This window comes from Stenotrophomonas sp. SAU14A_NAIMI4_8, from assembly GCF_003086695.1.
In the GTDB taxonomy this organism is placed as follows: Bacteria; Pseudomonadota; Gammaproteobacteria; order Xanthomonadales; family Xanthomonadaceae; genus Stenotrophomonas.
Genome location: NZ_CP025999.1, coordinates 4,050,228 through 4,076,389, shown reverse-complemented (window position 1 = coordinate 4,076,389; position 26,162 = coordinate 4,050,228). Strand labels below are relative to the sequence as shown.

General features: G+C 67.4%; 17 protein-coding genes. 11 read left to right on the top strand and 6 right to left on the bottom strand.

The features are described 5' to 3' along the window. Nucleotides 1-170 precede the first annotated feature (170 nt). The 5 genes from yccS to C1930_RS18270 all read right to left on the bottom strand — a co-directional run bounded on the left by yccS (nucleotide 171) and on the right by C1930_RS18270 (nucleotide 12,430). Nucleotides 171-2,351 carry a YccS family putative transporter gene (gene yccS / locus C1930_RS18290; RefSeq protein ID WP_108751073.1) on the bottom strand — a complete coding sequence of 727 codons (2,181 nt, stop codon included), beginning with the start codon at nucleotides 2,349-2,351 and terminating at the stop codon, nucleotides 171-173. Between the two features lie 96 nt (nucleotides 2,352-2,447). After that, entirely contained in the window at nucleotides 2,448-4,505 is a 2,058-nt protein-coding gene (locus C1930_RS18285; protein ID WP_108772358.1) for a TonB-dependent receptor, read from the bottom strand. Nucleotides 4,506-4,726: 221 nt separating this feature from the next. Beyond that, on the bottom strand, nucleotides 4,727-7,849 hold the full coding sequence (locus C1930_RS18280) for an efflux RND transporter permease subunit (RefSeq protein WP_108772357.1): 3,123 nt from the start codon (nucleotides 7,847-7,849) through the stop codon (nucleotides 4,727-4,729). Nucleotides 7,850-7,880: 31 nt separating this feature from the next. Then, nucleotides 7,881-11,114: an efflux RND transporter permease subunit gene (locus tag C1930_RS18275; RefSeq protein ID WP_108754373.1), complete on the bottom strand. Its 3,234-nt coding sequence runs from the start codon at nucleotides 11,112-11,114 to the stop codon at nucleotides 7,881-7,883. A gap of 74 nt (nucleotides 11,115-11,188) precedes the next feature. Continuing rightward, entirely contained in the window at nucleotides 11,189-12,430 is a 1,242-nt protein-coding gene (locus C1930_RS18270) for an efflux RND transporter periplasmic adaptor subunit (RefSeq protein ID WP_108772356.1), read from the bottom strand. A 186-nt stretch (nucleotides 12,431-12,616) separates the two neighbouring features. Between C1930_RS18270 and C1930_RS18265 the strand changes: the two genes are divergently transcribed. From C1930_RS18265 to C1930_RS18215, 11 genes are all read left to right on the top strand, one after another. Continuing rightward, complete coding sequence (locus C1930_RS18265; RefSeq protein ID WP_108754371.1) at nucleotides 12,617-13,936, top strand: M20 family metallopeptidase; 1,320 nt, start codon at nucleotides 12,617-12,619, stop codon at nucleotides 13,934-13,936. A 602-nt stretch (nucleotides 13,937-14,538) separates the two neighbouring features. Next, the gene (gene queF, locus C1930_RS18260) at nucleotides 14,539-15,357 is read left to right on the top strand and encodes an NADPH-dependent 7-cyano-7-deazaguanine reductase QueF (protein ID WP_108757358.1); all 819 of its coding nucleotides are present in this window, start codon (nucleotides 14,539-14,541) and stop codon (nucleotides 15,355-15,357) included. Between the two features lie 198 nt (nucleotides 15,358-15,555). Beyond that, a complete protein-coding gene (locus tag C1930_RS18255; protein ID WP_108751066.1) occupies nucleotides 15,556-15,849 on the top strand; it encodes a LysM peptidoglycan-binding domain-containing protein in 294 nt (97 codons plus the stop codon). Between the two features lie 57 nt (nucleotides 15,850-15,906). Then, nucleotides 15,907-16,416: a hypothetical protein gene (locus tag C1930_RS18250; protein ID WP_108751065.1), complete on the top strand. Its 510-nt coding sequence runs from the start codon at nucleotides 15,907-15,909 to the stop codon at nucleotides 16,414-16,416. A gap of 385 nt (nucleotides 16,417-16,801) precedes the next feature. Beyond that, nucleotides 16,802-19,024, top strand: a complete 2,223-nt coding sequence (locus C1930_RS18245; protein ID WP_108772355.1) for an NADP-dependent isocitrate dehydrogenase — start codon at nucleotides 16,802-16,804, stop codon at nucleotides 19,022-19,024. Nucleotides 19,025-19,318: 294 nt separating this feature from the next. Continuing rightward, nucleotides 19,319-20,266 (top strand): hypothetical protein, encoded by a 948-nt coding sequence (locus C1930_RS18240; protein WP_108772354.1) that lies wholly within the window; start codon nucleotides 19,319-19,321, stop codon nucleotides 20,264-20,266. After that, nucleotides 20,259-20,807 carry an ATP/GTP-binding protein gene (locus C1930_RS18235; RefSeq protein ID WP_108772353.1) on the top strand — a complete coding sequence of 183 codons (549 nt, stop codon included), beginning with the start codon at nucleotides 20,259-20,261 and terminating at the stop codon, nucleotides 20,805-20,807. Before C1930_RS18240 ends, C1930_RS18235 begins: the two co-directional genes overlap by 8 nt. Beyond that, nucleotides 20,800-21,216 (top strand): roadblock/LC7 domain-containing protein, encoded by a 417-nt coding sequence (locus C1930_RS18230; RefSeq protein WP_108772352.1) that lies wholly within the window; start codon nucleotides 20,800-20,802, stop codon nucleotides 21,214-21,216. Before C1930_RS18235 ends, C1930_RS18230 begins: the two co-directional genes overlap by 8 nt. Nucleotides 21,217-21,270: 54 nt before the next feature. Next, the gene (locus tag C1930_RS18225; RefSeq protein WP_108751060.1) at nucleotides 21,271-21,630 is read left to right on the top strand and encodes a hypothetical protein; all 360 of its coding nucleotides are present in this window, start codon (nucleotides 21,271-21,273) and stop codon (nucleotides 21,628-21,630) included. 212 nt (nucleotides 21,631-21,842) lie between these two features. Beyond that, nucleotides 21,843-23,573 carry a bifunctional isocitrate dehydrogenase kinase/phosphatase gene (gene aceK / locus C1930_RS18220; RefSeq protein ID WP_108772351.1) on the top strand — a complete coding sequence of 577 codons (1,731 nt, stop codon included), beginning with the start codon at nucleotides 21,843-21,845 and terminating at the stop codon, nucleotides 23,571-23,573. A 62-nt stretch (nucleotides 23,574-23,635) separates the two neighbouring features. Then, nucleotides 23,636-24,508: an energy transducer TonB gene (locus tag C1930_RS18215; RefSeq protein ID WP_234412695.1), complete on the top strand. Its 873-nt coding sequence runs from the start codon at nucleotides 23,636-23,638 to the stop codon at nucleotides 24,506-24,508. A 24-nt stretch (nucleotides 24,509-24,532) separates the two neighbouring features. On the opposite strand, the gene C1930_RS18210 is transcribed toward C1930_RS18215, so the two are convergent. After that, nucleotides 24,533-26,107, bottom strand: a complete 1,575-nt coding sequence (locus C1930_RS18210) for a sensor domain-containing diguanylate cyclase (protein WP_108757351.1) — start codon at nucleotides 26,105-26,107, stop codon at nucleotides 24,533-24,535. Nucleotides 26,108-26,162 lie beyond the last annotated feature (55 nt).

Here is a 26,162-nt window from a genome sequence, read left to right as displayed (position 1 = left end):
CGCTGCGTAGAGTCGAGCTTGCTCGACTGCTGTTGGCAGAGCAGTCGAGCAAGCTCGACTCTACCGCCATCCCCATCCCCATCCCCATCCCCATCCCCATCCCCATCCCCACCGCCATCGGCACCGTCACAGCCAACGGCACCGCACCACCTCCGCCCCTGCAGGCGGAATCAGGTCAGGCCACGCACCGCTTCGTTGGCCGCCGCGCGCATTTTCGGCAGCATGCGCAGCACCAGTGCCATCTGGGTGCGGATCAGCTGCAGCTTCGGCGCCATGCTGTCGTCGGTCTGTTCCAGTTCGGCGGCCACGGCGCGGTCGGCGTCGTTGTCGTCTTCGCTGACCGGCTGCCGTGCGCCCAGCGCACTGCCCAGCTGTTCCAGCGCCTTGCGCACGCGTTCGCCGGCGGCCAGGGCCAGCGGGTCGGCGGCGAAGCTGTCCACCTGGTCGCGGTGCGCGCCCAGTGCGGAAAGGTGGCCCAGCAGGGTGTTGGACAGTGCCAGGAAGCGGAAGCCGGCATCCAGGTTGCGGCGCACATGGCCGGGTTCGCGCAGCATGTTCGACAAGGCCGTGGACAGCGCTGCATCGGCGTTGTGCATGTCGCGGCGGGCAATGCGGTAGGCCAAGTCGTCGCGCATGCCGCTGCGGTACTGGCCCAGCACCGATTCCAGATAGCGCGCGGCGGTGTCCAGCACCCGCGCCAGTACCTTGTGCAGCTGCCGCCCCTGCCAGTCGGGCAGGATCAGGAAGGCCGCGGCGGCGGCGATGGCGCAACCCAGCAGGGTATCGACCATGCGCGGCACGATCAGCACGAAGCCATCGCCGATCAGGTTGAAGCAGGTCAGCGCCATCACCGTGATCGCCGCCGAGGCCACCAGGTAGCGGTCGGTGCGGGTGAAGAAGAACAGCAGGGCCGACAGCAGGGCGATCAACAACTGCACGTGCAGCTGCGGGAACAGCTGCAGTAGTGCCCAGGTCAGCACCAGGCCGGCCAGGGTGCCGACGATGCGCTGGGCCAGGCGCTGGCGGGTGGCGCCGAAGTTGGGCCGGCACACGAACACGATGGTCAGCAGCACCCACGAGCCGTTCTGTGCATTGAACAGGCGGATGGCCAGGAAGCCGGCAATCAGCGCCAGCGCCATGCGCAGGCCGTGGCGGAACAGCACCGAACCGGGGGTGAGCTGCTGGCGGATGCGCACGCCCATTTCGCGCAGGGTATGGGGGTTGCTGTCGCGCAGGCGGGTATCGACGTTGTCCAGGCTGGCTTCGGAGCGTTCGGCGTCCAGCAGGCGGCGTTCGATGCTGCGCAGGTTGTGCACCAGCAGGTCCAGCGAACCCAGCAGGCGCTGCCACTGCGGGCGCTGCTGGTCGCGCAGGTAGGCCAGGGCATCGGCCAGGTCACGCCCGGCCTGCTGGTTGCTTTCCCCGTACACGAACGGCCGGCGCAGGCGGATCGCCTCGCCCAGCCGTGCGCAGGCCTGGCCCTGCAGGTCCAGCAGGCGCTGGCAGCGGTACAGCACGTCACTGTGGAAGAACGCATCCACCAGGGCGCCGTAGGGGTAGTGCGACGAGCTGGCACGCTCATGGAAATCCTGGGCCATGTAGTACAGGCGCAGGTACAAGCCGGAATTCACCCCGGGGCGGCCGGAGCGGCCGAAGCGCGCCATGATCGCGGCCTTGGCTTCATTGAGTGCGCCCACCACCCTGCGGTTCTGCTCGGCCAGGTCCAGCTGGCGACGGTGCAGGTCCGCTTCACGCACCGGCTCGAACAGCGCGGCCTTCAACTGCAGGTAGCGGCCCAGTTCCTGGTACAGGCGGGCTACGCGTTCGCGTACCGGGCGGTTGGCGAACAGGGCGGTCCAGACAATGGACAACAGGCCATACCAGACCGCACCGGCCAGCAGGTGGCTGACCGCATGCAGGGCGCGTGGCAGATCGCCGGCGCCGCCGTGCTGCTCCAGCCCGATCATGGTGTAGATGGCCAGGGTGACCGTGGCCTGGGCGATGGAGGCGTAGCGTTCGCCCAGCGCGCCCAGCAGGGTCAGGCCGAAGGTGGACAGCGCCAGCGCGGCGATGAACAGCCACGGCCACGGGAACAGCCAGATGACCGACGCGGCGGCAATGCAGAAGCACAGCAGCGACAGCAGCACCGCCTTGGTGCGGCCCCACCAGTTGTCATCGGTTTCGGCGATGGCGCTGGCGATGATGCCCAGGAACACACCGGGCAGGGCCGGCAGTGCGTCCATGTGCCAGCACACGCCCAGCGCGGTGGTCAGGGCAATGAAGACGCGCAGGCCGTAGCTGGCCTTTTCATGGGCCCACAGGCGACTGAGGCGGGAATGGGGCGCGGACATGCAGGCTCGGGGGGCGGAGTGCCCCCATTATGGCGGTGCGCGCGTGTGTAGGGTGTTCGAGGTGCGGACCAACGGTCCGCACCCACCGAAACCGCATTACATCTCCCAGCGCACGCTCACGGCGAAGGTGCGCGGCAGGCCGATGCCAGCGTTGGACCAGTACTTGCGGTTGCCCAGGTTTTCCACGCTGGCGCGCAGGGTGACCGGATGGCCGCTGGCCATCAGGCGATAGCCCACGCCGGCATTGACCAGGGTGTAGTCAGGCAGCTTCAGGGTGTTGTCGGCGTCGTACCAGACATCGCCGTAGTAGCGCACGGCGGCGTAGGTTTCCAGGCCATCCACCCACGGCAGCTGGTAGCTGGCATGCAGCACGCCGCTCCAGCGGGCGGCACCGACGGTGCGGTTGCCTTCCTGCGCGGCGCTGTCCGGCGACAGCTTGTCGTAGGTCGGGTCCAGCCAGGTCACGCCGCCACCCACGGTCAGCGCGTCGGTCAGGTGCAGGTCGGCGCTGGCTTCCACGCCTTCGTACAGGGTGATTCCATCCTGCACCAGGCGCAGGCCGGTGTCGGTCTGCTGGTCGATGTTGGCGCCACGTTCCAGCCGGAACGCGGCCACGTTCGCATTCCAGCGCGAGGCTTCCACCTTGGCGCCGATTTCATACTGCTTGCTGATGGTCGGGTCCAGCACATCGCCGGCGTTGATGTAGGTGTTGCCCACGCGGCTGCCGGCTTCCAGCGATTCGATGTAGCTGGCGTACAGGGTCACTGCCTCGCTGGGCTTGAACATGACTGCATAGGTCGGAGTGACCGGGTAGGTGTGGTAACGGCCCTTGGTCTCGAAGTCGTTGTAGCGCCAGCCGGCCAGCACCGACCAGCCGCCGCCGAAGTCGACGGTATCGCTGGCGAACACCGCCTGCTGCACGGTTTCATCGCCGCGGGTCATCACCCGCGAACCCACCGCGTCGTGGCGGATCGCCGAACGCTGGTACAGGTTGGCGCGGCCGATGGTGTTCCACTCGTAGGGGCGGTCCCAGCCCAGCCCGGTCTGGTGGCTGATGCCGGCCACCAGCTGGTGCTGCAGCGGACCGGTGCGGAAGTTGCCCTGCACCAGCGCCTGCGCGAGCTTCCATTCGCTCTTGCCGCCCAGCTCGTACACGTTCACGTTGTAGTCGCCGTTCGGATCGTCGATGTAGGCGAAGATCTTGTTGACGTCGTTCCACGAGGTGGTGACGCCGTAGCTCACGCTGGCCTTCCAGTCGCTGTTGATCTGCCAGTTCAACGCGGTCGACAGCAGGCTGGAACGGGTGTCGTAGTAGGTGCCCGGCACGCTGTTGTCGACGTCGCCGGCAATCGGCCGCGGCAGCGAGGTCAGGCCGATGAAATAGTACTGCGGCGATTCTTCGCTCAGGTCGCGCGACTGGAACACGCCGTCGAAGGTCCAGGTGAGCGCATCGCTCAAGCGCGCGTCCAGCGACAGTGCGCCGACCTTGCGGTCGACATGGCCGCCGTTGAAGGTTTCGCCCTTCTCCTGGTACGCGTTGAAGCGGTAGCCGAACATCTCTTCGTTGCCGAAGCGCCCGCCGGCATCGACGCCGCCGCTGACGATGCCCTGTTCGCGCCAGCCCAGCTGCGCGGAGAACGTCGGGGTGTCGGTCGGCTTCTTGGTGATGTAGTTGACGATGCCGCCGGGTGCGCCGAAGCCGTACAGGAAGCCACCGGGGCCCTTCAGCAGGTCGACCTGTTCCATCACTTCCAGCGGCCATTCGGTGCCCCACGAGGACACCTGCAGGCCGTTCACGCGGTAGCTGTCGTAGTTCAGATCGATGCCGCGGTTGCGGATGGGCGAGCTCCAGCCACTGGCGTAGGCGCTGACCTGGGTGGTGACCGAGGGATCGAACAGGAAGGCTTCACCCAGTGAGACGACCTGGCGCTGCTCCAGCTGTTCGCGGCCGACGGCGGTGATGGCGAACGGGGTGTCACGCAGGGCACGGTCGCCCAGCGCACCGGCTTCGGTGTGGGTGCGTTCGCCGACCACCTTGATGGCGTCCAGGTCGGTGGCGCTGCGGGTGTCGGCCGGGGCTTCTGCATGGGCCACGCAGGCAGCGGTCAGGGCGGCGGCCAGCAGGGCCACGCGCGGGGTGCGGAACGAAGGCATCGATCAGGTTCCTCGGCGGACGGCCACGGGCCATCCACCCATGGTTGGGGGAAGGGGCAGTGGCTGGGATCACGCAGGCTGACCGGGAACCGGGAGCGGGGCGCCGCAGGGGCGCAGGACCATGGCTGGTTGCGAATTGTTCTCTTTTCGTTACAGCGCGTCAAACCGTGACCGCCGCACGGGGTCAGAGCCCTCGCAGAGCGAGGGATCTGACCCCGGGGCTATGCGCGGGCCGCGCGCTTGAGCAGCTTCGCTTCGCGCTTGCGTGCGCGGCGTGCCCGCCAGCGATCGGCCAGGCACGAGAAGATCACGTACAGCGCCGGCGTGCTCAGCAGGGTCAGGCTCTGCGAGAACAGCAGGCCGCCGATCATCGCGATGCCCAGCGGCCGACGCAGTTCGGAGCCTTCGCCCAGGCCGATCGCCAGCGGCACCGCCGCCAGGATCGCCACCATCGTGGTCATCATGATCGGGCGGAAGCGCACGATGCTGGCCTCGCGTGCCGCTTCGCGCGGGGCCAGGCCGTGTTCGCGCTGCGCCACCAGGGCGAAGTCGATCATCATGATCGCGTTCTTCTTCACGATGCCGATCAGCAGCACCAGCGCGATCATCGAGATCACCGACAGTTCGGTGTTGGTGCCGAACAACGCCAGCAGCGCGCCCACGCCCGCCGCCGGCAGGGTGGACAGGATCGTGACCGGATGGATCAGGCTCTCGTACAGCATGCCCAGCACCAGGTACACGGTCAGGATCGCCGCGAACACCAGGATCAGCATGTCGCTGGGATCGGAGTTGAAGCCGAAGCCGGCGTCGTCGGCCAGGCGGATGTCGCCGGGCATGCGCATGCCCGCCACGGTGGCATCGATGATCGCCTTCGCTTCGCCCATGCTCACGCCGGGAGCCAGGTTGTAGCTCAGGTCCATCGTGGTGTACTGGTTTTCATGGGTGATCTGCGAAGGCGCCAGGCCAGGCACCTGGCTGGCCACCGCGGTGATCGGCACCATCTGCCCATTGCTGGCCTTCACATACACCTCGTCCAGCGCCGCCGGGGTGGCGGTCTGCGAGGGCAGGGCGTTCACCACCACGCTGTACTGGTTGATGTCCGAATAGATGGTGGAAATCTGTCGCTGGCCGAACGCACCGTACAGCGCACCGTCGATGGCACCGACCGAGACACCCAGGCGCGCCGCCTTGGCGCGATCGATTTCGATGTTCTGGCGCAGGCCGGCGTTGTCCACGTCGGTGCCCACGTCACGCAGCTTGGGGTTCTTCTTCAGCTCGGCCTGCAGCTTGGGCAGCCATTCCTGCAGTGCAGCCAGGTCGTTGCCCTGCAGGGAAATGCGGTACTGCGCGCCCTGGCTGTTGCCGCCGCCATCGTTGCTGGGCAGGTCCTGGATCGCGCGCAGGCGCAGCTGCAGGTCAGGGTAGCGGTCGGCCTTGGCGCTCAGGCGGGCCAGTGCATGGGCGGTGGTCTCTCGACGCCCTTCCTTGCGCGACTTCAGTTCCACGTTGAACTGCGCGCTGGAGCCCTGGCGGCCACTGCCCAGGCGCACGCCCACGGTCTTCACCGCCGGGTCGGCCATCAGCATGTCGGTGATGCGCCGCTGGCGGCTGACCATGTCTTCGAAGGAGACGGTGGCGCTGGAATTGGCGCGGCCCCAGATCAGGCCGGTGTCCTGTGGCGGGAACGCGCCCTTCTTCACCGCACCGAACAGGAAGATGGTGACGCCGATCAGGATGAGCGGGGTGAGCGAGAGCAGCAGCGCATGGCGCAGCGAAAAGTCCAGGAACACGGTGTAGATGCGCAGCATGCGCTCGTGCCCGGCATCGAGCCAACGGCCGAAGCGCGACGGTGCGGCGTTGTGGTCGTGCGCGCTCAGGAAGCGGCTGCACAGTGCCGGGGTGAGTGTCAGCGAGACGATCATCGACACCACGATGGCCGCCACCAGGGTCACGGTGAACTCGCGGAAGAAGGCGCCCATCATGCCGCTGGCAAACAGCAGCGGAATGAACACTGCAACCAGCGAGGCGGTGATCGAGACGATGGTGAAGCCGATCTCGCGCGCACCGGTGAAGGCCGCCTGCAGGCGCGGCATGCCTTCGTCCAGGTGGCGCATGATGTTCTCGATCACCACGATCGCATCGTCCACCACGAAGCCGATGGCGATCACCAGCGCCAGCAGGCTCAGGTTGTTCAGGGTGAAGCCCAGCGCGTACATCACCAGCGCGGCGCCGGCCAGCGACAGCGGCACGGTGACCGCGGCGATCAGGGTGGGGGCCAGGCGGCGCAGGAACAGCGCCATGGTCAGCACCACCATGGCCAGGCTGATCAGCAACGTGATCTGCACTTCATGCAGCGACGAGCGGATGGTCGGCGTGCGGTCGAAGTACGGGGTCATGGTGGTGCCGGGCTGCAGGTAGTCGCGCAGCGCGGGAATCTGCGCCTTCACCCGGTCCACGGTTTCCACGATGTTGGCGCCGGCACGGGTGAACACGTACATCACCACGGCCGGTTTGTGGTCGAACCACGCGGCCTGGTAGGCATCCTGCTGGCCGTCGTAGACGTTGGCGATGTCCTTCAGGCGGATCACCCGGCCATCGCCCTGGGTCTTCACCACCAGGTTGGCGAAGTCGGCCGCGCGTGCGACCGAATCGTTGGCGATGATCGCCGTGGTGGTGTTGCCGTCGCTGAGGAAGCCGGTGGGCGAGGTGACGTTGGCCGCGCGCACGGCGTTGCGCAGGTCATCGGCGGTCAGGCCCAGGGCGTTCATCAGGCGCAGGTTCACGTCCACGCGCACGGCCGGCGTGGAGGCCCCGGCGATATCCACCGAGGCCACGCCGCCGATCTGGCGGATGCGCTGGGCCAGCAGCGAATCGGCCACGTTGTACAGCTCGTCGGCCGACTGCGTCTGCGAAGTCAGCGCGATGGCGATCACAGGGTCGTCGTTCGGGTTCGCCTTCTGGTACATCGGCGAGCCCATGCCCGAAGGCAGGTCGGCCTGCGCCGAGTTGATCGCGGTCTGCACGTCCAGCGCCGCCGAATCGATATCGCGGTCGGTCTGGAAGATCATGAACACCAGCGAGCTGCCTTCCGAACTGGAAGAGCGCATGCGGTCGATGCCGGGCAGCTGGCCCAGGTGGCGTTCCAGCGGCGCGGTGACCGTGGAGGCCATGGTGGCCGCATCGGCGCCGGACTGGCTGGCGTGCACGAAGATGACCGGAATCTGGATGTTCGGCAGCGCCGACACGCCCAGCTTCAGGTAGCAGATCAGGCCGATGATGAACAGGCCGATGGCCAGCAGCGCGGTGCCGATCGGGCGGCGGATGAAGGGGCCGGACAGGTTCATCGTGCGGCCCCCCGCAGGTGCGGGGCCTGGATCATGCCTGCGGCTCCTGCAGCGAACCGTCGCGCAACGCGCGCTGCTCGCGGCGGCGGGCCAGCCATTCCGAGAACCGTTCCATGTACAGGTAGATCACCGGCGTGGTGTACAGCGTTACCAGCTGCGACAGCAGCAGGCCGCCGACGATGGCGATGCCCAGCGGGCGGCGCAGTTCCGAGCCGATGCCGGTGCCCAGTGCCAGCGGCAGCGCGCCCAGCATCGCCGCGGCGGTGGTCATCATGATCGGGCGGAAGCGCAGCAGGCAGGCGCGGCGGATCGCTTCGTGGGCGTTGGCGCCGGCACGGCGGGCTTCGATGGCGAAGTCCACCATCATGATGCCGTTCTTCTTCACGATGCCGATCAGCAGCACGATGCCGACGATGCCATCCACCGACAGGCTCAGGCCGCACACCATCAGCGCGAGCAGCGCGCCCACGCCGGCCGGCGGCAGGGTGGAAATGATGGTGATGGGGTGGATGTAGCTTTCGTACAGCACGCCCAGCACGATGTAGATCACCACCAGCGAAGCCAGCAGCAGCCACACCACGTCGGTCTGGCTGCCGGTGAACTCGGCGGCCTTGCCGATGAACTCGGCATGCAGGTGGGCCGGCATGTCCAGGCTGGCCTTGGTCTCTTCGATGGCCTTGACCGCATCGGACAGCGAGTAGCCCGGCGCCACGTTGAAGGAGACGGTCACCGCCGGCAGCTGCTGCTGGTGGCTGACCACCAGCGGCGCGCTGGTCACCTTGCCTTCGGCCAGCGCCGACAGCGGAATGATGTTGCCCGCGCCCACGGTAATGCCGGTGTTCTGCGCACCGATGCCGGTGGCGGTGGACGAGTTGGACGAGGTGACCTGGCCGAAACTGGTGGCGTTGGTGCCGGTCAGCGCGCCGGCGCCGTTGGAGGCCACGGCCAGCTGTTCCATCAGCGCGGTGCTGGTGCGGAATTCCGGCGCCACTTCCAGCACCACGCGGTACTGGTTGAGCTCGGTGAAGATGGTGGAGATCTGGCGCTGGCCGAACGCATCGTAGAGCGTGTCATCGATGGTCTGCATCGGCACGCCCAGCACGCTGGCCTTGTCGCGGTCGATGTTCAGTTCCAGCGCACGGCCCTGGTTGGACAGGTTGTTGTCCACGTCCGCCAGCTCCGGGCGCTGGCGCAGCGCCTCGGTCAGGCGCGTGGCCTGGGTGGCCACGGTGGCCGAATCGACGTCCGACAGCGAGTACTGGTACTCGGTGGCGGCCACGCGCGTATCCAGGGTCACGTCCTGCACCGGTTTCAGGTACAGCGCCACGCCGGGAATGCCGGCCACCGCCTTCTGCAGGCGCGGCAGGATCTCATCCAGGCCATCGCGCTGGCCGCGCTCCTTCAGCACGATCGACAGCTGGCCCTGGTTGAGCGTGGGGTTCATGCTGCCGGCACCGATGAAGGCCGACACGCCGGTCACGTCCGGGTCCTGGCGCAGGGCCTCGGCCACCTGCTTGGTGCGCTGCTCCATCTGCGGGAAGGCGATGTTCTGGTCGGCCTGCACCACGCCGGTGATCAGGCCGGTGTCCTGTTCGGGCAGCAGGCCCTTGGGAATCAGCACGTACAGCAGCACGGTCAGCACCAGCGCGGCGGCGGCCACGACCAGGGTGGCGCGCTGGTGGTCCAGCACCCAGTCCAGGCTGCGTTCGTACAGGCCCACGGTGCGCGTCCACAGGTTCTGCTTGCCGGCGGCCGCTGCGCGCTCATGCGCGTCTTCGCCCTCGGGCAGCGCGTCGGGCTTGAGCAGGTAGGCGCACATCATCGGCGTCAGCGTCAGCGAGATCAGCATCGACAGCACCACGGCGATGCTGAGCACCCAGGCGAATTCGTGGAACAGGCGGCCGGTGACGCCGGGCATCAGCAGCAGCGGCAGGAACACGGCCACCAGCGAGACGGTCAGCGACAGCACGGTGAAGCCGATCTGGCGCGCGCCGATCTCGGCCGCTTCGCGGCCACTCTTGCCCTGCTCGATGTAGCGCACGATGTTCTCGATCATCACGATCGCATCGTCCACCACGAAGCCGGTCGCCACCACCAGCGCCATCAGCGAAAGGTTGTCCAGCGACATGCCGGTGAAGGCCATCACCGCGAACGTGCCGGCCAGCGACAGCGGTACCGCCACCGAGGGAATGATGGTGGCCCACAGCCGGCGCAGGAACACGAAGATGACCGCCACCACCAGGCCGATGGTCAGGATCAGGGTGAACTGCACTTCATGCACCGACGCACGGATCGTTTCGGTGCGGTCGTTGAAGACTTCCAGGTGCACGTCGGCCGGCAGCACACCCTGCAGCTGCGGCAGGATGGCGCGGATGCGTTCGACGGTCTGCACGATGTTGGCACCGGGCTGGCGGCGCACTTCCAGCAGCACCGCCGGCTTGCCATCGGCCCAGGCGGCCAGCTGGTCGTTCTCCACGCCGTCCACCACCTGGGCCACGTCGGACAGCCGCACCGGGCGGCCGTTCTTGTAGCTGATGATGGTGTCGCGGTACTCGGCGGCACTGGCCAGCTGGTCGTTGGTACCGATGCTGTAGGACTGGGTCTTGCCGTTCAACGAGCCCTTGGGCGCGTTGACGTTGGCCTGGGTGAGCGCGCTGCGCAGCTCTTCCATGGTCAGGCCCATGTTCGACAGCTGCGCCGGATTGACCTGGATGCGCACGGCCGGGCGCACGTTGCCGGCAATCGATACCAGACCCACGCCCTGCACCTGCGACAGGCGCTGGGCCAGGATCGAATCGGCGTAGTTGTTGACCTCGCGCAGCGGCCGCGTGTCAGAGGTCAGCTTCAGGGTGACGATGGCCGCGTCGGCCGGGTTCACCCGGTTGTAGACCGGCTGGTAGGGCAGCGACGAGGGCAGGGTGGCCTGGCGGATCGCCGCCTGCACGTCCTGCGCGGCGATATCGATGTCGCGGTCCATCGAGAACTGCAGGATGATCGTGGACAACCCGGCCGACGAATCGGAGGTCATCAGTTCCAGCCCGGAAATCTGCCCGAACTGGCGCTCCAGCGGGGTGGTGACCAGCGACGCCATGGTGGTGGCGTTGGCACCGGGGTACTGGGTGGTGACCACCAGGCTGGGCGCATCGATTTCCGGCAGCGCCGACACCGGCAGCTTGCGGTAACCCAGGATGCCCAGCAGCAACAGGCCCGCCATCAACAGCGAGGTAGCGATGGGACGGCGGATGAAGATCGTCGAAAAGCCCACGGACTGATCCTTGCTGTCGCTTCAATGGCTGCGCCGGCAGCAGGGCCGGCGCGAAAGGAAAGGGTGGCCTGCGCTCAGCGCGGGCCACCACCGGGACGGCCGCGGCCGCCGCTCTTCTGTTCGGCGGCCTTCAGTTCGGCCTCGGTGGGCGCAGCGGGGGTTTCGCCCGGCTTCAGCGCGGTCACCTTGCTGCCCGGCTTCAGGCGGAACTGGCCTTCGCTGACCACCCGCTCGCCACCCTTCAGGCCTTCGGTGATCTGCACGTGGCTGTCGCCCACTTCCACGCCACTGCGCACGGTCTGCATCTTGACCGTGTTGTCGCCCTGCACAAGATAGACGTACTCGCCATCGGGCCCGCGCAGCACGGCCTGGGTGGGAATGACCACGCCACCGGCAATGGTGCGCAGCTGCATGCGCACGTTCACGAACTGGCCCGGCCACAGGCCGTTGTCGGTGTTTTCGAAGATCGCGCGGGCCTTGAAGGTGCCGCTGTCGGCGCTGATCAGGTTGTCCACCACGTCCAGCGAGCCGTCACCGGACAGCACGTGCGAATCGGCGCGGTCCAGCGCAGCGACCGGCACCTTGCCTGCGGCCTGCGCCTGGCGCACGTCGCCCAGCTGGCGTTCGGGCAGGTTGAACAGCACATGGATCGGGTGGATCTGGGTGAGGGTGACCAGCGCGGTACCGGCATTGACCACGTTGCCAGCGTCGACCGCACGGATGCCGGCAATGCCGGAGATCGGCGCGGTGATGCGGGTGTACTGCAGCTGCACCTGCGCGGCGCGCGCGCTGGCCTCGTTGGCGGCCACTGCGCTTTCGTACTGTGACACCTGGTTTCGTTGTGTATCCAGATCGGTCTTGGCGACGAACTGGCGATACTCCGGCGCGTTGGAGCGCTGGTAGTTGGAACGGGCGGTGGCCAGCAGCGCCTCGTTCTGGCGCTGGGCGGCCACGGCCTGGTCATAGCTGGCCTGCGCGCTGCGCGGGTCGATCTGCGCCAGCAGGTCGCCCTGCTTCACTTCCTGGCCTTCGCGGAAGTTGAGGCTCATCAGCTGGCCACCCACCTGCGGGCTGACCGTGACGGTGTTCATGGCCGTGACCGTACCCAGGGCGCTGGCATACACCGGCACATCCTGGCGGGTGGCATCGACCACGGTAACCGGCACCGGGCCGGCATCGGGGTCTTCGCCGCCCTGGCGCGCCGCGGCGCCCGGGCCTGCCGCCTTGTCCTTGCCGCCGCCCAGTACCCGCACGCCGACGACTGCCAGCACCAGCACTGCCACGACCAGCAGCACGATCTTCCAAACACGTGACATTCAAGGACTCCAAGAAGGCTGGACGGGGCGGCGCCCCGGTTGGCAATGCGCAAAGCATACCTGTGACCCATGCCATTTCCTGCATGACGGATGGGACGGGCGCTCAGACCCGGCGTGGCGAAAGAGGTTCCCGTAGCGGCAGCCTTGCCCTACATTCAGGTGCAGACCCCTTCCGTGGAGCCCGTGATGCGCCGTTCCCTGCTGCTGTCCGCCCTGCTGCTGGCTGTGCCGGCCCTTGCCCATGCCGACGTGGCCGAGCGCCCGGAGGTGACCGCTGCCGCGCAGCGCCTGCAGGCGCAGGTGGTGGAATGGCGCCGCGACTTCCACCAGCACCCGGAACTGTCCAACCGCGAAGCGCGCACCTCGGCCGAGGTGGCCAAGCGCCTGCGCGCGATGGGCCTGAAGCCGAAGACCGGCATTGCCCACCACGGCGTGGTGGCGATCATCGAAGGCGGCAAGCCGGGCCCGAAGATCGCCCTGCGCGCGGACATGGACGCGTTGCCGGTAACCGAACAGACCGGCCTGCCGTTCGCCTCCAAGGCTACGGCGCAATACCGCGGGCAGACCGTGGGGGTGATGCACGCCTGTGGCCATGATGCGCACACCGCCACCCTGCTGGGCGTGGCCGAGGCCTTGGTGGCGATGAAGAAGGACCTGCCAGGCCAGGTGATGCTGATCTTCCAGCCGTCCGAAGAAGGTGCGCCGCCGCCGGAAGAGGGTGGTGCCGCGCTGATGCTGAAGGAAGGCCTGTTCGCCGACTTCAAGCCCGAGGCCGTGTTTGGTCTGCACGTATTCTCCAGCGTGCAGGCCGGGCAGATCGCGGTGCGTGGCGGCCCGTTGATGGCCGCTTCCGATCGCTTCGGGATCAAGGTGATCGGTCGCCAGACGCATGGTTCGGCACCGTGGAACGGGGTGGACCCGATCGTGGCCACCGCCGATCTGGTCGGCACCGCGCAGACCATCGTCAGCCGCCGCACCAATCTGTCCAAGCAGCCGGCGGTGCTGACCTTCGGTGCGATCAACGGCGGCATCCGCTACAACATCATTCCCGACGAAGTGGAGATGGTCGGCACCATCCGCACCTTCGATGAGGGCATGCGCCAGCAGATCTTCGCCGATCTGCGCAACGTGGCCGAGCACACGGCCGCGGCGCACGGGGCCAAGGCGGTGACCGAGATCTACGAGGCCGAGGGCAACCCGGCCACGGTGAACGACCCGGCGCTGACCGCGAAGATGCTGCCGAGCCTGCAGGCGGTAGTGGGCAAGGACAACGTCTATGAGCCGCCGCTGCAGATGGGCGCGGAGGATTTCTCGCTGTACGCCAAGGAAGTGCCGGGCATGTTCTTCTTCGTCGGTTCCACCAGCGTGGGCATCGACCCGGCGACGGCGCCGGCGAACCATTCGCCGAAGTTCCTGTTGGATGAGAAGGCGCTGGATGTTGGCCTGCGCGCGTTGCTGCAGGTCAGCCTGGATTATCTGCACGGCGCCGGCACCCCGGCGGGGTGAGGGTTACCGGCAGGGCTTGCAGCCCTGCACCCGCTAACGTCAACGTCAACGTCAAAAGCGGGGCTGGTTTACTGTGGGTTGGGCGGGGCGGGGCGGTGTGGGCTTGCAGGACACGCCGTAAATCCATCCATGGAGGCTCGTAGGCGCCATCCATGGCGCCTGCGGTCCTGCAAGCCCACACCACCCCGCCCCCGACAGTTTCCCGCAACTGTCGGAACGGCACGGGGTCGGATCCCGTTGCTTCGCAACGGGCTCTGACCCCAACGCTGCTCTGGTAGGTGTCGACCTTGGTCGACTCGGCGGACGTCATGAACGTCCGAAGCATGGGCTTTTGAATTTGATTTTCCTGATCTTTCCCGTGGTGGCGGCCGCGCGCAGGAAACTGTCAGGGGCCGGGTGGGCAGGCGGGGCGGGGGTGTCCGCGGCATGGATGCCGCGGCCAAGCCCCCAAGGACGGGTTTACGGCGTCCCCCGACCCGCCTGCCCACCCGGCCAAGCCGATAGACCGCCTTCCGCGACCAACCAACACCCCCACCACGGAGGGGCTCCGCCGTTGGCCGACCCGGCCGAAGGCCCGCCCTGCGCGCGATACAATGACGCCCATGAACACCCCCCAGGACTCCAGCCTCGGTCGCGAGGTCAGTTACCCGTCGCAGTACGATCCCGGCCTGCTGTTTCCCATCCCGCGCATCGGCGCCCGTTCGGAAATCGGCCTCGATGATGCCGCGCTGCCGTTCGTCGGCCATGACCGCTGGCACGCCTTCGAACTGAGCTGGCTCGACCCGCGTGGCAAGCCGCAGGTGGCCGTGGCCACCGTGCAGGTGCCGTGCACCTCGCCGCGGCTGATCGAATCGAAGTCGTTCAAGCTGTACCTGAACTCCCTCAACAGCACCCGTATCGACAGTGCCGAAGCCCTGCGCGAGCGCCTGGCCGCCGACCTGTCGGCCTGTGCCGGTGCGCCGGTGCAGGTGGAATTCGGTCTGCCGGCGCTGCGCGAAGCGCCGCTGGGTGAGTCCATCGACGGGCTGGAGGTGGAGATCGACTGCTATGGCCCGCCGCAGGCCAATTATCTGGCTGCCGACGCGGGCAACGTGGTGGAAGAGACCCTGGTGTCGGCCTTGCTGAAATCCAACTGCCCGGTGACCGGCCAGCCGGATTGGGCCACGGTCAGCCTGCGCTACCGCGGCCCGAAGATCGATCGTGCTGGCCTGCTGCGTTATCTGGTCAGCTACCGCGAGCACGCCGAGTTCCACGAGCAGTGCGTCGAGCGCATCTTCAGCGAGGTGTCCGCACGCTGCCAGCCGCAGTGGCTGGAAGTGGAAGCGCGCTACACCCGCCGCGGTGGCCTGGACATCAATCCCTGGCGTGCCAGCCCCGGCATCGCAGCCCCCGCTGCGACCTACCGCGAACTGCGCCAATAAGCGCCGCCGGGCATGGCCCGGCGCTACCGCGGGGGATGGCCGGCGGTAGCGCCGGTTCACGCCCGGCGAGCGCAGCGGCCATCGGCCACCCCGATTGTTCAGCCGCCCCGGGGGGCGGCTTCACATCTGCACCATCCCCATTTAACAACCGCCATGGCACCGTGCATACCACGTAGTCATGCAGACGGGAGTGTGTGGATGAGTACCGAGAAGAAGGCCGATTTCTCCGGCGTAAGCGCCAGCGTCGACAGTACCGCGCAACAGGTTCCCAAGGCGGACTTTTCCGGCGTGAGCGCATCGGTGGACAGTACCGCTGAGGTTGTCAGTGGCGGCACCTACACCGTGCAGAAGGGAGATTCGCTGTCGAAGATCGCCAAGCAGCACCTGGGCGATGCCAATGCCTGGAAGAAGATCTTCGAGGCCAACCGCGATGTGCTTGACGACCCGGACAAGATCTTCCCGGGCCAGACCCTGAAGCTGCCGCCGAAGTAAGCCGGACCCGTAACCGGCCCACGATCGCTATCCGAACATGCCTGGGAGAAACCACGAATGATCAAGACCACGCCGCTTCAGAACGCCCTGCTGGCCGCCCTGCTGGGCAGTGTCGCCCTGGTGGGCTGCAAGAAGAAAGAAGAATCCACCGATACCAATGCCGCCCCGGCAGCCACTGCCCCGGCCGAGCCGGCACCGGCGCCGATGACCGGCGCGCCGCCGCCGATGGCCGCCGCAAGCGCCGTGGCCGTGTCCTCGGTCACCGTGGGCAAGAGCGCGGCTGCGGACAAGTCCGTCGCCACGGCCGCCCTGTTTGCACCGAAGGATGATGTCGTCGTTTCGGTGAAGACCGATGGCGCGGCCAGCAACGTCAACGTCGGCGCCAAGCTGACCTTCCAGGACGGCCAGGTGGCCGGTGAACAGAGCGCCACGCTGAACACCAGCGGCGCCGAGACCACCAACATCACGTTCAAGAATGCCAATGGCTGGCCGGCCGGCAAGTACCGCGCCGAAGTCATGGTTGATGGTAAGGCGGCCGGAACGCCGCAGGAGTTCGAGGTCAAGTAAGTCCCGCCGACTCTCTCCCGGTTGGACTCACGATGGACGCAGCCGCGAGGCTGCGTCTTTTTTGTTGGGCAGTTGCACGCTGGGCCGCATCCACGCATGGCCTGGATCTACCCGAACGGCCGCCGCGCAGGGTGTAGACCACGCCACGCGTGGGCGCGCGGCGATGGTTGCAACCGATACCACGGCAATGGATCACTGCGTTGCCGCAGCGCAGTACCTTGGCGTATGGCATGGCTTTGCCCCGCGCGGCTGAAAACGCGACAATGCAGGGGTTTCCCCGCCGCGCGCCCACCCTGACGGCGACGAGGGAAAGTGACACGGTTGCACGTGGCCCGGCGCTGGCGCCGGCCTTCCCCTGAGAACTGCTACAGAGTCCAAGTCCCCCATGTCCAAGATCCTCTATACGCTGACCGACGAAGCACCGTTCCTGGCGACCCAGTCGCTGCTGCCGATCATCGACGCCTATACCGCCACTGCTGGCATCGTGGTGGAAACCCGTGACATCTCGCTGTCCGGCCGCATCCTGTCGCAGTTCCCCGAACTGCTGAGCGATGCGCAGAAGGTCAGCGACGACCTGGCCGAGCTGGGCCAGCTGGCGACCACCCCGGACGCCAACATCATCAAGCTGCCGAACATCTCCGCCTCGGTGCCTCAGCTGAAGGCGGCCATCAAGGAACTGCAGGACCAGGGCTATCCGCTGCCGGATTACCCGGAAACCCCGGCCGACGACCAGCAGCGCGACTACAAGGCGCGCTACGACAAGGTCAAGGGCAGCGCGGTGAACCCGGTGCTGCGCGAAGGCAACTCCGACCGCCGCGCGCCGCTGTCGGTGAAGAACTACGCCCGCAAGCACCCGCACCGCATGGGCGGCTGGGCGTCGGATTCGAAGTCGCACGTTTCGCACATGGCCGCCGGTGATTTCTACGGCAGCGAAAAGTCGGCCACGCTGGCCAACGCCGGTGCGCTGAAGATCACCTTCCACGGTAAGGACGGCAGCGCCGTCGTGCTGAAGGAAAAGACCGCGGTCAAGGCCGGCGAGATCGTCGATGCCGCGGTGATGAGCCGCAAGGCGCTGGCCAGCTTCATCGCCGCGCAGATCGAAGATGCCAAGGCGCAGGGCGTGCTGTTCTCGCTGCACCTGAAGGCCACCATGATGAAGGTCTCCGACCCGATCATGTTCGGCGTGGTGGTCAACGAGTTCTACAAGGACGTGCTGGCCAAGCACGCCGACGTGCTGAAGCAGGCCGGTTTCGATGCCAACAACGGCATTGGTGACCTGGCCGCGCGCCTGCCGTCGCTGCCGGAAGCCACCCGCGCCGCGATCGAAGCCGACCTGGCTGCCGAGTACGCACAGCGCCCGGGCGTGGCCATGGTCAACTCGGACAAGGGCATCACCAACCTGCACGTGCCGAGCGACGTGATCGTCGACGCCTCGATGCCGGCGATGATCCGCGACTCGGGCAAGATGTGGAATGCCGAAGGCAAGCTGCAGGACACCAAGGCCATCATCCCTGATCGCTGCTACGCCGGCGTGTACCAGGCCGTCATCGACGACTGCAAGGCCCACGGTGCGTTCAACCCGGCCACCATGGGTTCGGTGCCGAATGTCGGCCTGATGGCGCAGAAGGCCGAAGAGTACGGCTCGCACGACAAGACCTTCCAGATCGCTGCCGACGGCGTGGTCAAGGTCACCGACGATGCCGGCAACGTGGTGTTCGAACACGCGGTGGAAGCCGGTGACATCTGGCGCATGTGCCAGACCAAGGACGCACCGATCCAGGACTGGGTGAAGCTGGCCGTCGAACGCGCCCGCCTGAGCAGCACCCCGGCTGTGTTCTGGCTCGATGCCGCCCGCGCCCACGACGCGCAGGTCATCGCCAAGGTCGAGCAGTACCTGAAGGACCACGACACCAACGGCCTGGACATCCGCATCCTGCCGCCGGTGGAAGCGACCGCCTTCTCGCTGGATCGCATCCGCAAGGGCGAGGACACCATTTCGGTGACCGGCAACGTGCTGCGCGATTACCTGACCGACCTGTTCCCGATCATGGAACTGGGCACCAGCGCCAAGATGCTGTCGATCGTGCCGCTGATGGCCGGTGGTGGTCTGTTCGAGACCGGCGCCGGTGGTTCGGCCCCCAAGCACGTGCAGCAGTTCGTGGAAGAGGACTACCTGCGCTGGGATTCGCTGGGTGAATTCCTGGCCCTGGCCGCGTCGCTGGAACACCTGGGCAACCGTTACGACAACGCCGCCGCCCGTGTGCTGGCCAAGGCGCTGGACGAAGCCAACGGCCAGTTCCTGGACAACGACAAGTCGCCGTCGCGCAAGCTGGGTGGCATCGACAACCGTGGCAGCCACTTCTACATCGCCCTGTACTGGGCGCAGGCGCTGGCTGCGCAGGACGACGATGCCGCACTGAAGGCGCGCTTCGCACCGCTGGCCAAGGCGCTGAGCGACAACGAACAGAAGATCGTTGACGAGCTGGTGGCGGTGCAGGGCAAGGCCGTGGATATCGGCGGCTACTACCGCCCGGACGTGGCCAAGGCCAGCCAGGCCATGCGTCCCAGCGCGACCCTGAACGCCGCACTGGAACAGCTGCGCGGCTGATCCATCGCCGCCTGGTTGTGAAGAAGAAACCCGCGCTCCGGCGCGGGTTTCTTTTTGCTGGGGCCAGGGGTTGGTGCCCGGGGTCGGATCCCGCTGCGAAGCAGACGGCTCCGAACCCTTCCCCCAACGCCGTCAACACGGCATGAAACTTGCCCCCGATGGCCGTCGCAGAACCGCTGTGTGCCCTTTCACCACCCGCTGCAATCTGAGCAATGGGTCACGGCCCGCCGTGTCTCACTTGTCCTAGCCTTGGCCTGCGAAACCGCCGGGGAGGCGGTTGCCCGGGGAACTCGGATGGCACGCGTGCTGGTGGTGGGAACCGATATCCAGGGCGAGCAGGCACTGCTGCAGCGCCTGCGCGTGGCCTCGGCATTGCCCGACGGGCAGATCCGCCGCAGCCAGGATCTGGATGACTGCGATCTGCTGGTGATCCGCGATACGCCGGCCCTGCGCAATGCGGCACTGCGCATGCGCCAGCAGCGGCCCCGCCTGCAGTGCTGGATAGAAGACATCGGTGGGCAGCTGCGCCGCGGCGATGGTGGCCAGGATGTGCTGGACGACGGCGCCATCGGCCATGCACTGCGTGGCATGCAGGCCGCGCCGCCGTCCACACCGGTACGCCTGGCCGACGGCGCCCATGCCATCACCCGCCTGCTGCGCGAGCGTTTGCCGTTGCGCCAGGGCCAGTTGCTGCTGGCCCTGGAGGGCCAGCCGCTGCTGCTGATGGATATCGAACAGGACCAGGCCGTGCTGCTGCAGGAGCCGGCCGCGCACCTCGTGGAGCGCCTGGCCGACGGATTCGAACACCTGCAGCTGGACGCGGTCACGGCCGTGCAGCTGCAGGCGCTGGCCGGTACGCGGCCGCGCCAGCCGCTGCGCCCGCTGCTGTGGCAATGGGCGCAGCGCAGCCGCCACTGGCAGGCACTGGACGAGCGCCTGCGCGGGGCCACGGTGAAGCTGCTGCGCTGGCCGGATTTCCGCGTGCTGGGCCACGATCACGATGCCTTCCGTCTGTGCTCGCTGCTGCTCAAGCGCGCCAGCACGGTGGATGAGTGCGCGATGCTGCTGGAGCTTCCCGCCGCGGCCGTGCGTGACTTCGTGCATGCGGCCTACCTGTGCGGCTACGCCCAGTTGCAGGGTTCTGCCACACCCACGGCCACGCCGCTGCGCGGCAGCAGCCCCGACCCTGGCCTGCTGGCCCGTCTGTGGCGCAGCCTGCGCGGGAACGAGCGCCATGCGTGAACACAAGGTGGTGGTGCTGGGCGGCATGGGCAGCGGCAAATCGACGCTGGTGCGCAGCATCGCGGCCGGCGCGGTGATCGATACCGATGTGGCCAACAGTGATCGCGGCGGTGCCGACAAAGCATCGACCACGGTGGCCCTGGACTACGCCGACATCGACCTGCCCAACGGCGAGCGCCTGCGCCTGTACGGCACGCCGGGCCAGCAGCGCTTCGACTTCCTGTGGCCGATCCTGCTGCAGGGCGCGCGTGGCGCGGTGCTGCTGCTGGACGCGCGCCGCAGCGGCCTGACCACCGAACTGGACACCTACCTGCAGGCCCTGCAGCCCTTCGCCGGTGCGCTGGCGCTGGTGGTGGCGGTCACCCACCTGGACCTGGCACCGGCAGCGGTACTGGACGACTGGGCGGCACGCGCCGTGCTGGACGGGCAACCGTTGCCGCTGCTGCCGCTGGATGCCCGCGATCGTGAGCAGGGACTGCTGCTGATGGATGTACTGATGAGCGAGATGGAAGCGCACGCCCTGGTGGCCGCGCATGGCTGACGGACAGCCGGCCCTGCTGCCTGACGAACGACAACGCGCGCGCCTGCAACCGCTGTTGCACGACCTGCGACAGCGCGTGGAGGGCGTGCGTGCGGTGGTGCTGGCCAGCGTGGATGGCTTTGCGGTGGTCAGTGCCGGTGCCGAAGGGCGCGGCGAACGGCTGGCGGCGATGACCAGCGCCATGCTGGCGCTGGCCGGCGCGGTGGGGCGCGAACTGGTACTGGGCGAACTGCAGACGCTGATGCTGGAGGCCGCCGGCGGCAAGGTGCTGATGCTGACCATTACCGCCGAAGGGCGCGCACCGCTGCTGCTGATGGCCGCGTGCAACCAGCGCAGCGTGATCGGCCAGGTGCTGTGGCAGAGCAGGGAATGTGGCCGGGAGATCCTGGCCGAACTCGGCGGAACGTGAGCCCGGCCGCAGGGGAACGAGGGGCTCGAACCAACAAGATGAAGGGGAGCGCACGTGGCTGGACTGACTGAATCGCTGAATGCACTGATGGGGATTGACGGCGCGCAGGCCGTCGCCCTGGTCGATTACGAGAGCGGCATGCTGCTGGGCGAGGCCGGCGCGGGCATGGACATGGAGGTGGCGGCCGCCGGCAACACCGAAGTGATCCGCGCCAAGATGAAGACCGCCGCATCGCTGAACCTCAACGACAGCATTGAAGACATCCTGATTTCGCTGGGCAAGGCGTACCACATCATGCGCCCGGTGGCGCGCAAGAAGGGCCTGTTCTTCTACATCGTGCTGGACCGGACCAAGAGCAACCTGGCCCTGGCCCGGCGCAAGGTGCAGGACGTGGAAGCCGAACTGGCGATCTGACCGCCCGCCTGACCGCCTTTCGTAGAGTCGAGCTTGCTCGACTGCTCCGCACCGGGCGTTCGTAGAGTCGAGCTTGCTCGACTGCTTCTACCCAAGGCAGTCGAGCAAGCTCGACTCTACGGAAAGGCAGTCGAGCAAGCTCGACTCTACGGAAAAGCAGCCGCCGCGCTCGACGCTACACAAGCCACCCCACGGCGGCGTATGGTTTACCCATGGCCGCCCTCCACTTCCCGCCGGAACTGCCCCTGCGCCTTGCCCAGGCCATCGCGGCCGGCTTCGAGGATTACCACGCGCGCTTTGCCGCCATCACGGCGCGCGCGCGTGGCCGCTTCGAGCAGCGCGACTGGGCCGGCGCACGCCAGGACGCGGTCGAGCGCATCGCCCTGTACGACCTGTGCATTGCCGAACGCATGGATGCCCTGCGGCGGTTGGCCGGCGAGGCCGTCGGCGAGCGCGCGCTGTGGCTGCAGGTGCACGCGCACTTCACCACCCTGCTGCAGGGGCTGATCGACGCCGAGCTGTACAAGACCTTCTACAACACGCTGTCACGGCGTTTGTTCGGCACCCGCGGCGTCGATCCGGCGGTGGAGTTCATCGCCTTCGACGTCGAGCCCTCCGATGCGATCACCCACCCGGTGGCCCGCCACACCTACTCGGTCTCGGCCACCCGGCCAGTGGAGGCCCTGCAGCGGGTGCTGGCCGACTATCGCTTCGATGTGCCGTATGCCCACCAGTTGCGTTGCGCTGCGGCCATCGCGGTTCGCCTGCAGGACGATCTTGCCCACTGGGGCGATACCCCGGTACGCAGCATCGAACTGCTCGATACGGTGTTCTACCGCGAGCGCCGCGCGTACCTGGTGGGGCGTGTATTTGGCGAACACCGTTTCTCGCCCTGCGTGATTGCCCTGGTGAACGATGCCGGCGGCCTGCGTGCCGACGCCGTGCTGACCCGCCGGCGCGATGTCGCCCACCTGTTCGGTGTATCGCGCAGCTACTTCCAGGCCGACCTGGCCACGGTGGGCGATGCGGTGGTGTTCCTGCGCAGCCTGCTGCCGGGCAAACCCATCGATGAGCTGTACACCGTGCTGGGCCGCGCCAAGCAGGGTAAGACCGAGCGTTACCGTACGTTCTTCCGCCATTTCGGCGACCATCCCAACGAGCAGCTGGTGCATGCCGAGGGCACACCGGGCATGGTGATGGCGGTGTTCACCCTGCCCAGCTACCCGCTGGTGTTCAAGCTGATACGCGACCGTTTCGCCTGGCCCAAGGCCATGTCGCGGCAGCAGGTGGAAGAGAAATACGCGCTGGTGTTCAACCTGGACCGGGTGGGGCGCCTGCTGGACGCGCAGCCGTACCGGCACCTGCGTTTCCCGCGTGCGCGGTTTGCTCCGGCGCTGCTGGATGAGCTGCTGCAGCAGTGCGCGCAGAGCGTGCGCGTGGATGGCGATGAGATCGAGATTGCGCTGTGCTACGTGCAGCGCCGTTTCCGGCCATTGAATCTGTACCTGCGCGAACAGAGCGGCGACGCCGTGCGTGCAGCGGTGCTGGACTACGCGCAGGCGATCACCGACATGGCGCGCAACAACATCTTTCCGGGCGACATGCTGCCGAAGAACTTCGGTGTATCGCGGCATGGGCGCGCGGTGTTCTATGACTACGACGAACTGTGCCTGGTCAGCGAATGCGTGTTCCGCGCCTGGCCGCAGCCGCGCTCACCGGAAGAGGCCATGGCCGACGAACCCTGGTTCCATGTGGGCCCGCGTGACGTTTTTCCCGAGCGCTTCGGCCCGTTCATGGGGCTGCCCGCGCAGGAACTGGCGGCGGTGCGCGAGCACTATCGCCATCTGTTCGATCCGCTGTGGTGGCAGGGGCTGCAGGCGCGTTTCGCGGCCGGCGACTACCCCGATACGCCCCCTTACGCAGGGGCGCACCGCCTGGCCTGAGCCTTGGATGCCCTGGCCGGGATGGGGTAGCCTGTGGTCTTCATGCACAAGGAGTGGCTGTGATGCGTACATCTCTTTTCCTGGCCGTGGCCCTGGCAGTGGGTGCCGGCGCAGTGACCTTCGACAGCGCGCAGGCGCAGACCGCGCGGGAAGTGCGCAAGCAGGCCGAGGCCAGCCTGACCCTCACGGGCGTCATCGATATCGGCCGCGAAGGACAGGTGGAAGGCTTCCGTCTGGACAAGCGCGACAAGGTGGGCGAGGGCGTTGCCGCACTGGTGGAAAGCACCGTGGGCCAGTGGCGTTTTGAACCGGTGAAGGTGGACGGCACTGCCGTGCCGGCACGCACCGCGGTGCGGCTGCGCCTGCTGGCCGACAACATGTCCGAGGAAAGCATGCAGGTGCGGGTGGCCGACGCCAACTTCGGCCCGGCCAATGCCAGCAAGGGGGCCAGCACCGATGAGGTGAAGGGCCTGCGCCTGACACGGCCGGAATACCCGCAGCGTGCGTGGGCCATGCGCGGGCAGGGCATGGTGCTGCTGCTGGTGAAGGTCGCCCGGGACGGTACCGTGGCCGATGTCGTGGCCGAGCAGACCAACCTGACATCGGTGGGCCCGGCGCGCACCATGGACCTGCTGCGCAAGACCCTGGCAGATGCCAGCGTCAGGACCGCCAAGGGCTGGACCTTCACCCCGCCCACCACCGGCAAGTACAAGGACAGCGAGTTCTGGACCGTGCGCGTGCCCGTGCACTACGACATCGACAACCGCGACGAACGCTACGGCCGCTGGTCGGCCTATATCCCGGGCCCGCGCCAGAAGGCGCCGTGGATTACCGGTGAGGATGCGCAGGCCACCGGCACCGATCTGCTGCCCGCAGGTGGCGTGTATATGGTCGGCACCCAGGACGGCCCGCGCCTGTTGACCCCGCTGGGCTGAGGCGGCGCCGCCATGCCCGCACGCTCAATCGGCGTGCGGGTACACCACCACCTGGTTGCGGCCCTGTTCCTTGGCCAGGTACAGGGCCTTGTCGGCCAGCCGCAGCGCCTGCTCCACATCGGCATGGAAGCTGGGGAAATGGGCCACGCCCAGCGACACGGTGATCGTGCCGACCGGGGCGAAGGCTTCGTCGGCGATGTGCCGGCGCAGCCGTTCGGCGGCCTGGCGTGCGGCATCGGTGCCGACGCCCGGCAACAGCAGCAGGAATTCCTCGCCGCCGGCGCGGCACAGCACGTCGGTTTCGCGCGAATGCCGGCGCATCTGTTCGGCAATGTGCACGATGGCCGCGTCGCCCACATCGTGGCCGTGCGTGTCGTTGATCGACTTGAAGCGGTCGATGTCCAGCGCCACGATCGCGAACGGTACGCCCTGCGCCTGCAGCAGCTCCAGTGCGTGCTGCAGGCCACGGCGGTTCAGCAGCCCGGTCAGCGGGTCGGTGCGGCTGGCCCGGTTCAGCGAACCGATGCGGTCCTGCAGGGCGTTGAAGCTGTACAGCACCGCCTGCTTCAACTGCGCCACTTCGAAATACCAGGCGCGGATGCCGGTCACGTGGTTGATCGCGTTGCCGGTGTCTTCGCCTTCCTGCACGTTGCGCGCCAGCTGCCACAGCGGCAGCGAGATGCGCCGTGCGAACCACCAGGTGATCAGCAGCGACAGCACGCCCAGCGGAATGGCATTCCAGATGACCGAGCTCATCAGGCGCGACAGCGGCTGCAGGGTCGCTTCGGTGGGGCGCTGGGCGATGATGCCCCAGCCGGTGGCCGGCACCGGCGCATAGCCGGACAGCTGGGCCACGCCGTGGTTGTTGACCAGCTGCTGGCTGCCGGAACGGCCGCGCATCAGCGCCTTCACCGCCGGGTTGTCCAGCGCGTAGGTGCCCACTTCCTTGGCATCGTTGTGGTAGATGATGCGACCGTTGTGGTCCACCACGTACAGGTACGAGCCATCGCGGTAGTAGTGCTTGCCCAGCAGGGTGTGCAGGGCGCTGCGCTGGCGCAGGTACAGGGTGCCGCTGACGTAGCCCAGGTAGTTGCCCTGGCGGTCGAAGATGGGGTGCGACAGCGAGATCAGCAGTTTGCCGGTGGCCGACTGGTAGGGATCGCTGATCAATGGCTGGCGCCGTGCCAGGGCCATCTGGCTGCCCACGCTCTTGAGCACTTCACCCTGCAGCTGCAGGGTCTGCGGTGAGGTCGCGATGACCCGGCCATCCACGTTCACCACCAGCGAGGAATTGAAGCTGCTGGACTGCAGCTGCAGGCGGCTGGCCTCGCGCTGCGCCTGCTCCGGCTCCAGGCCGGTTTCACCCAGCCGGGTCGCGGCGTAGGCCAGCTGCTGCTGCGCCGACAACAGGAAGTTCTGCGTGGTCTCGGCCAGTTTGCTGGCGTAGACCCGGTTGGCTTCCAGGGTGTTGCCCACCAGCTGGTCGCGCTGCACGCGGTAGCTGGCCAGCAGGGTGTTGGCCAACGCAATGAGCGTACTCAGCAGGGCCAGCGCAAGAATCAGCTTGCCCAGGTTCAGGCGGTTGGAGATCGGTGGCATGCGGCAGCGGAGCGCGGCGCGAACAATCGCAGCCGGCGCAGACGGTGGGGGGAAC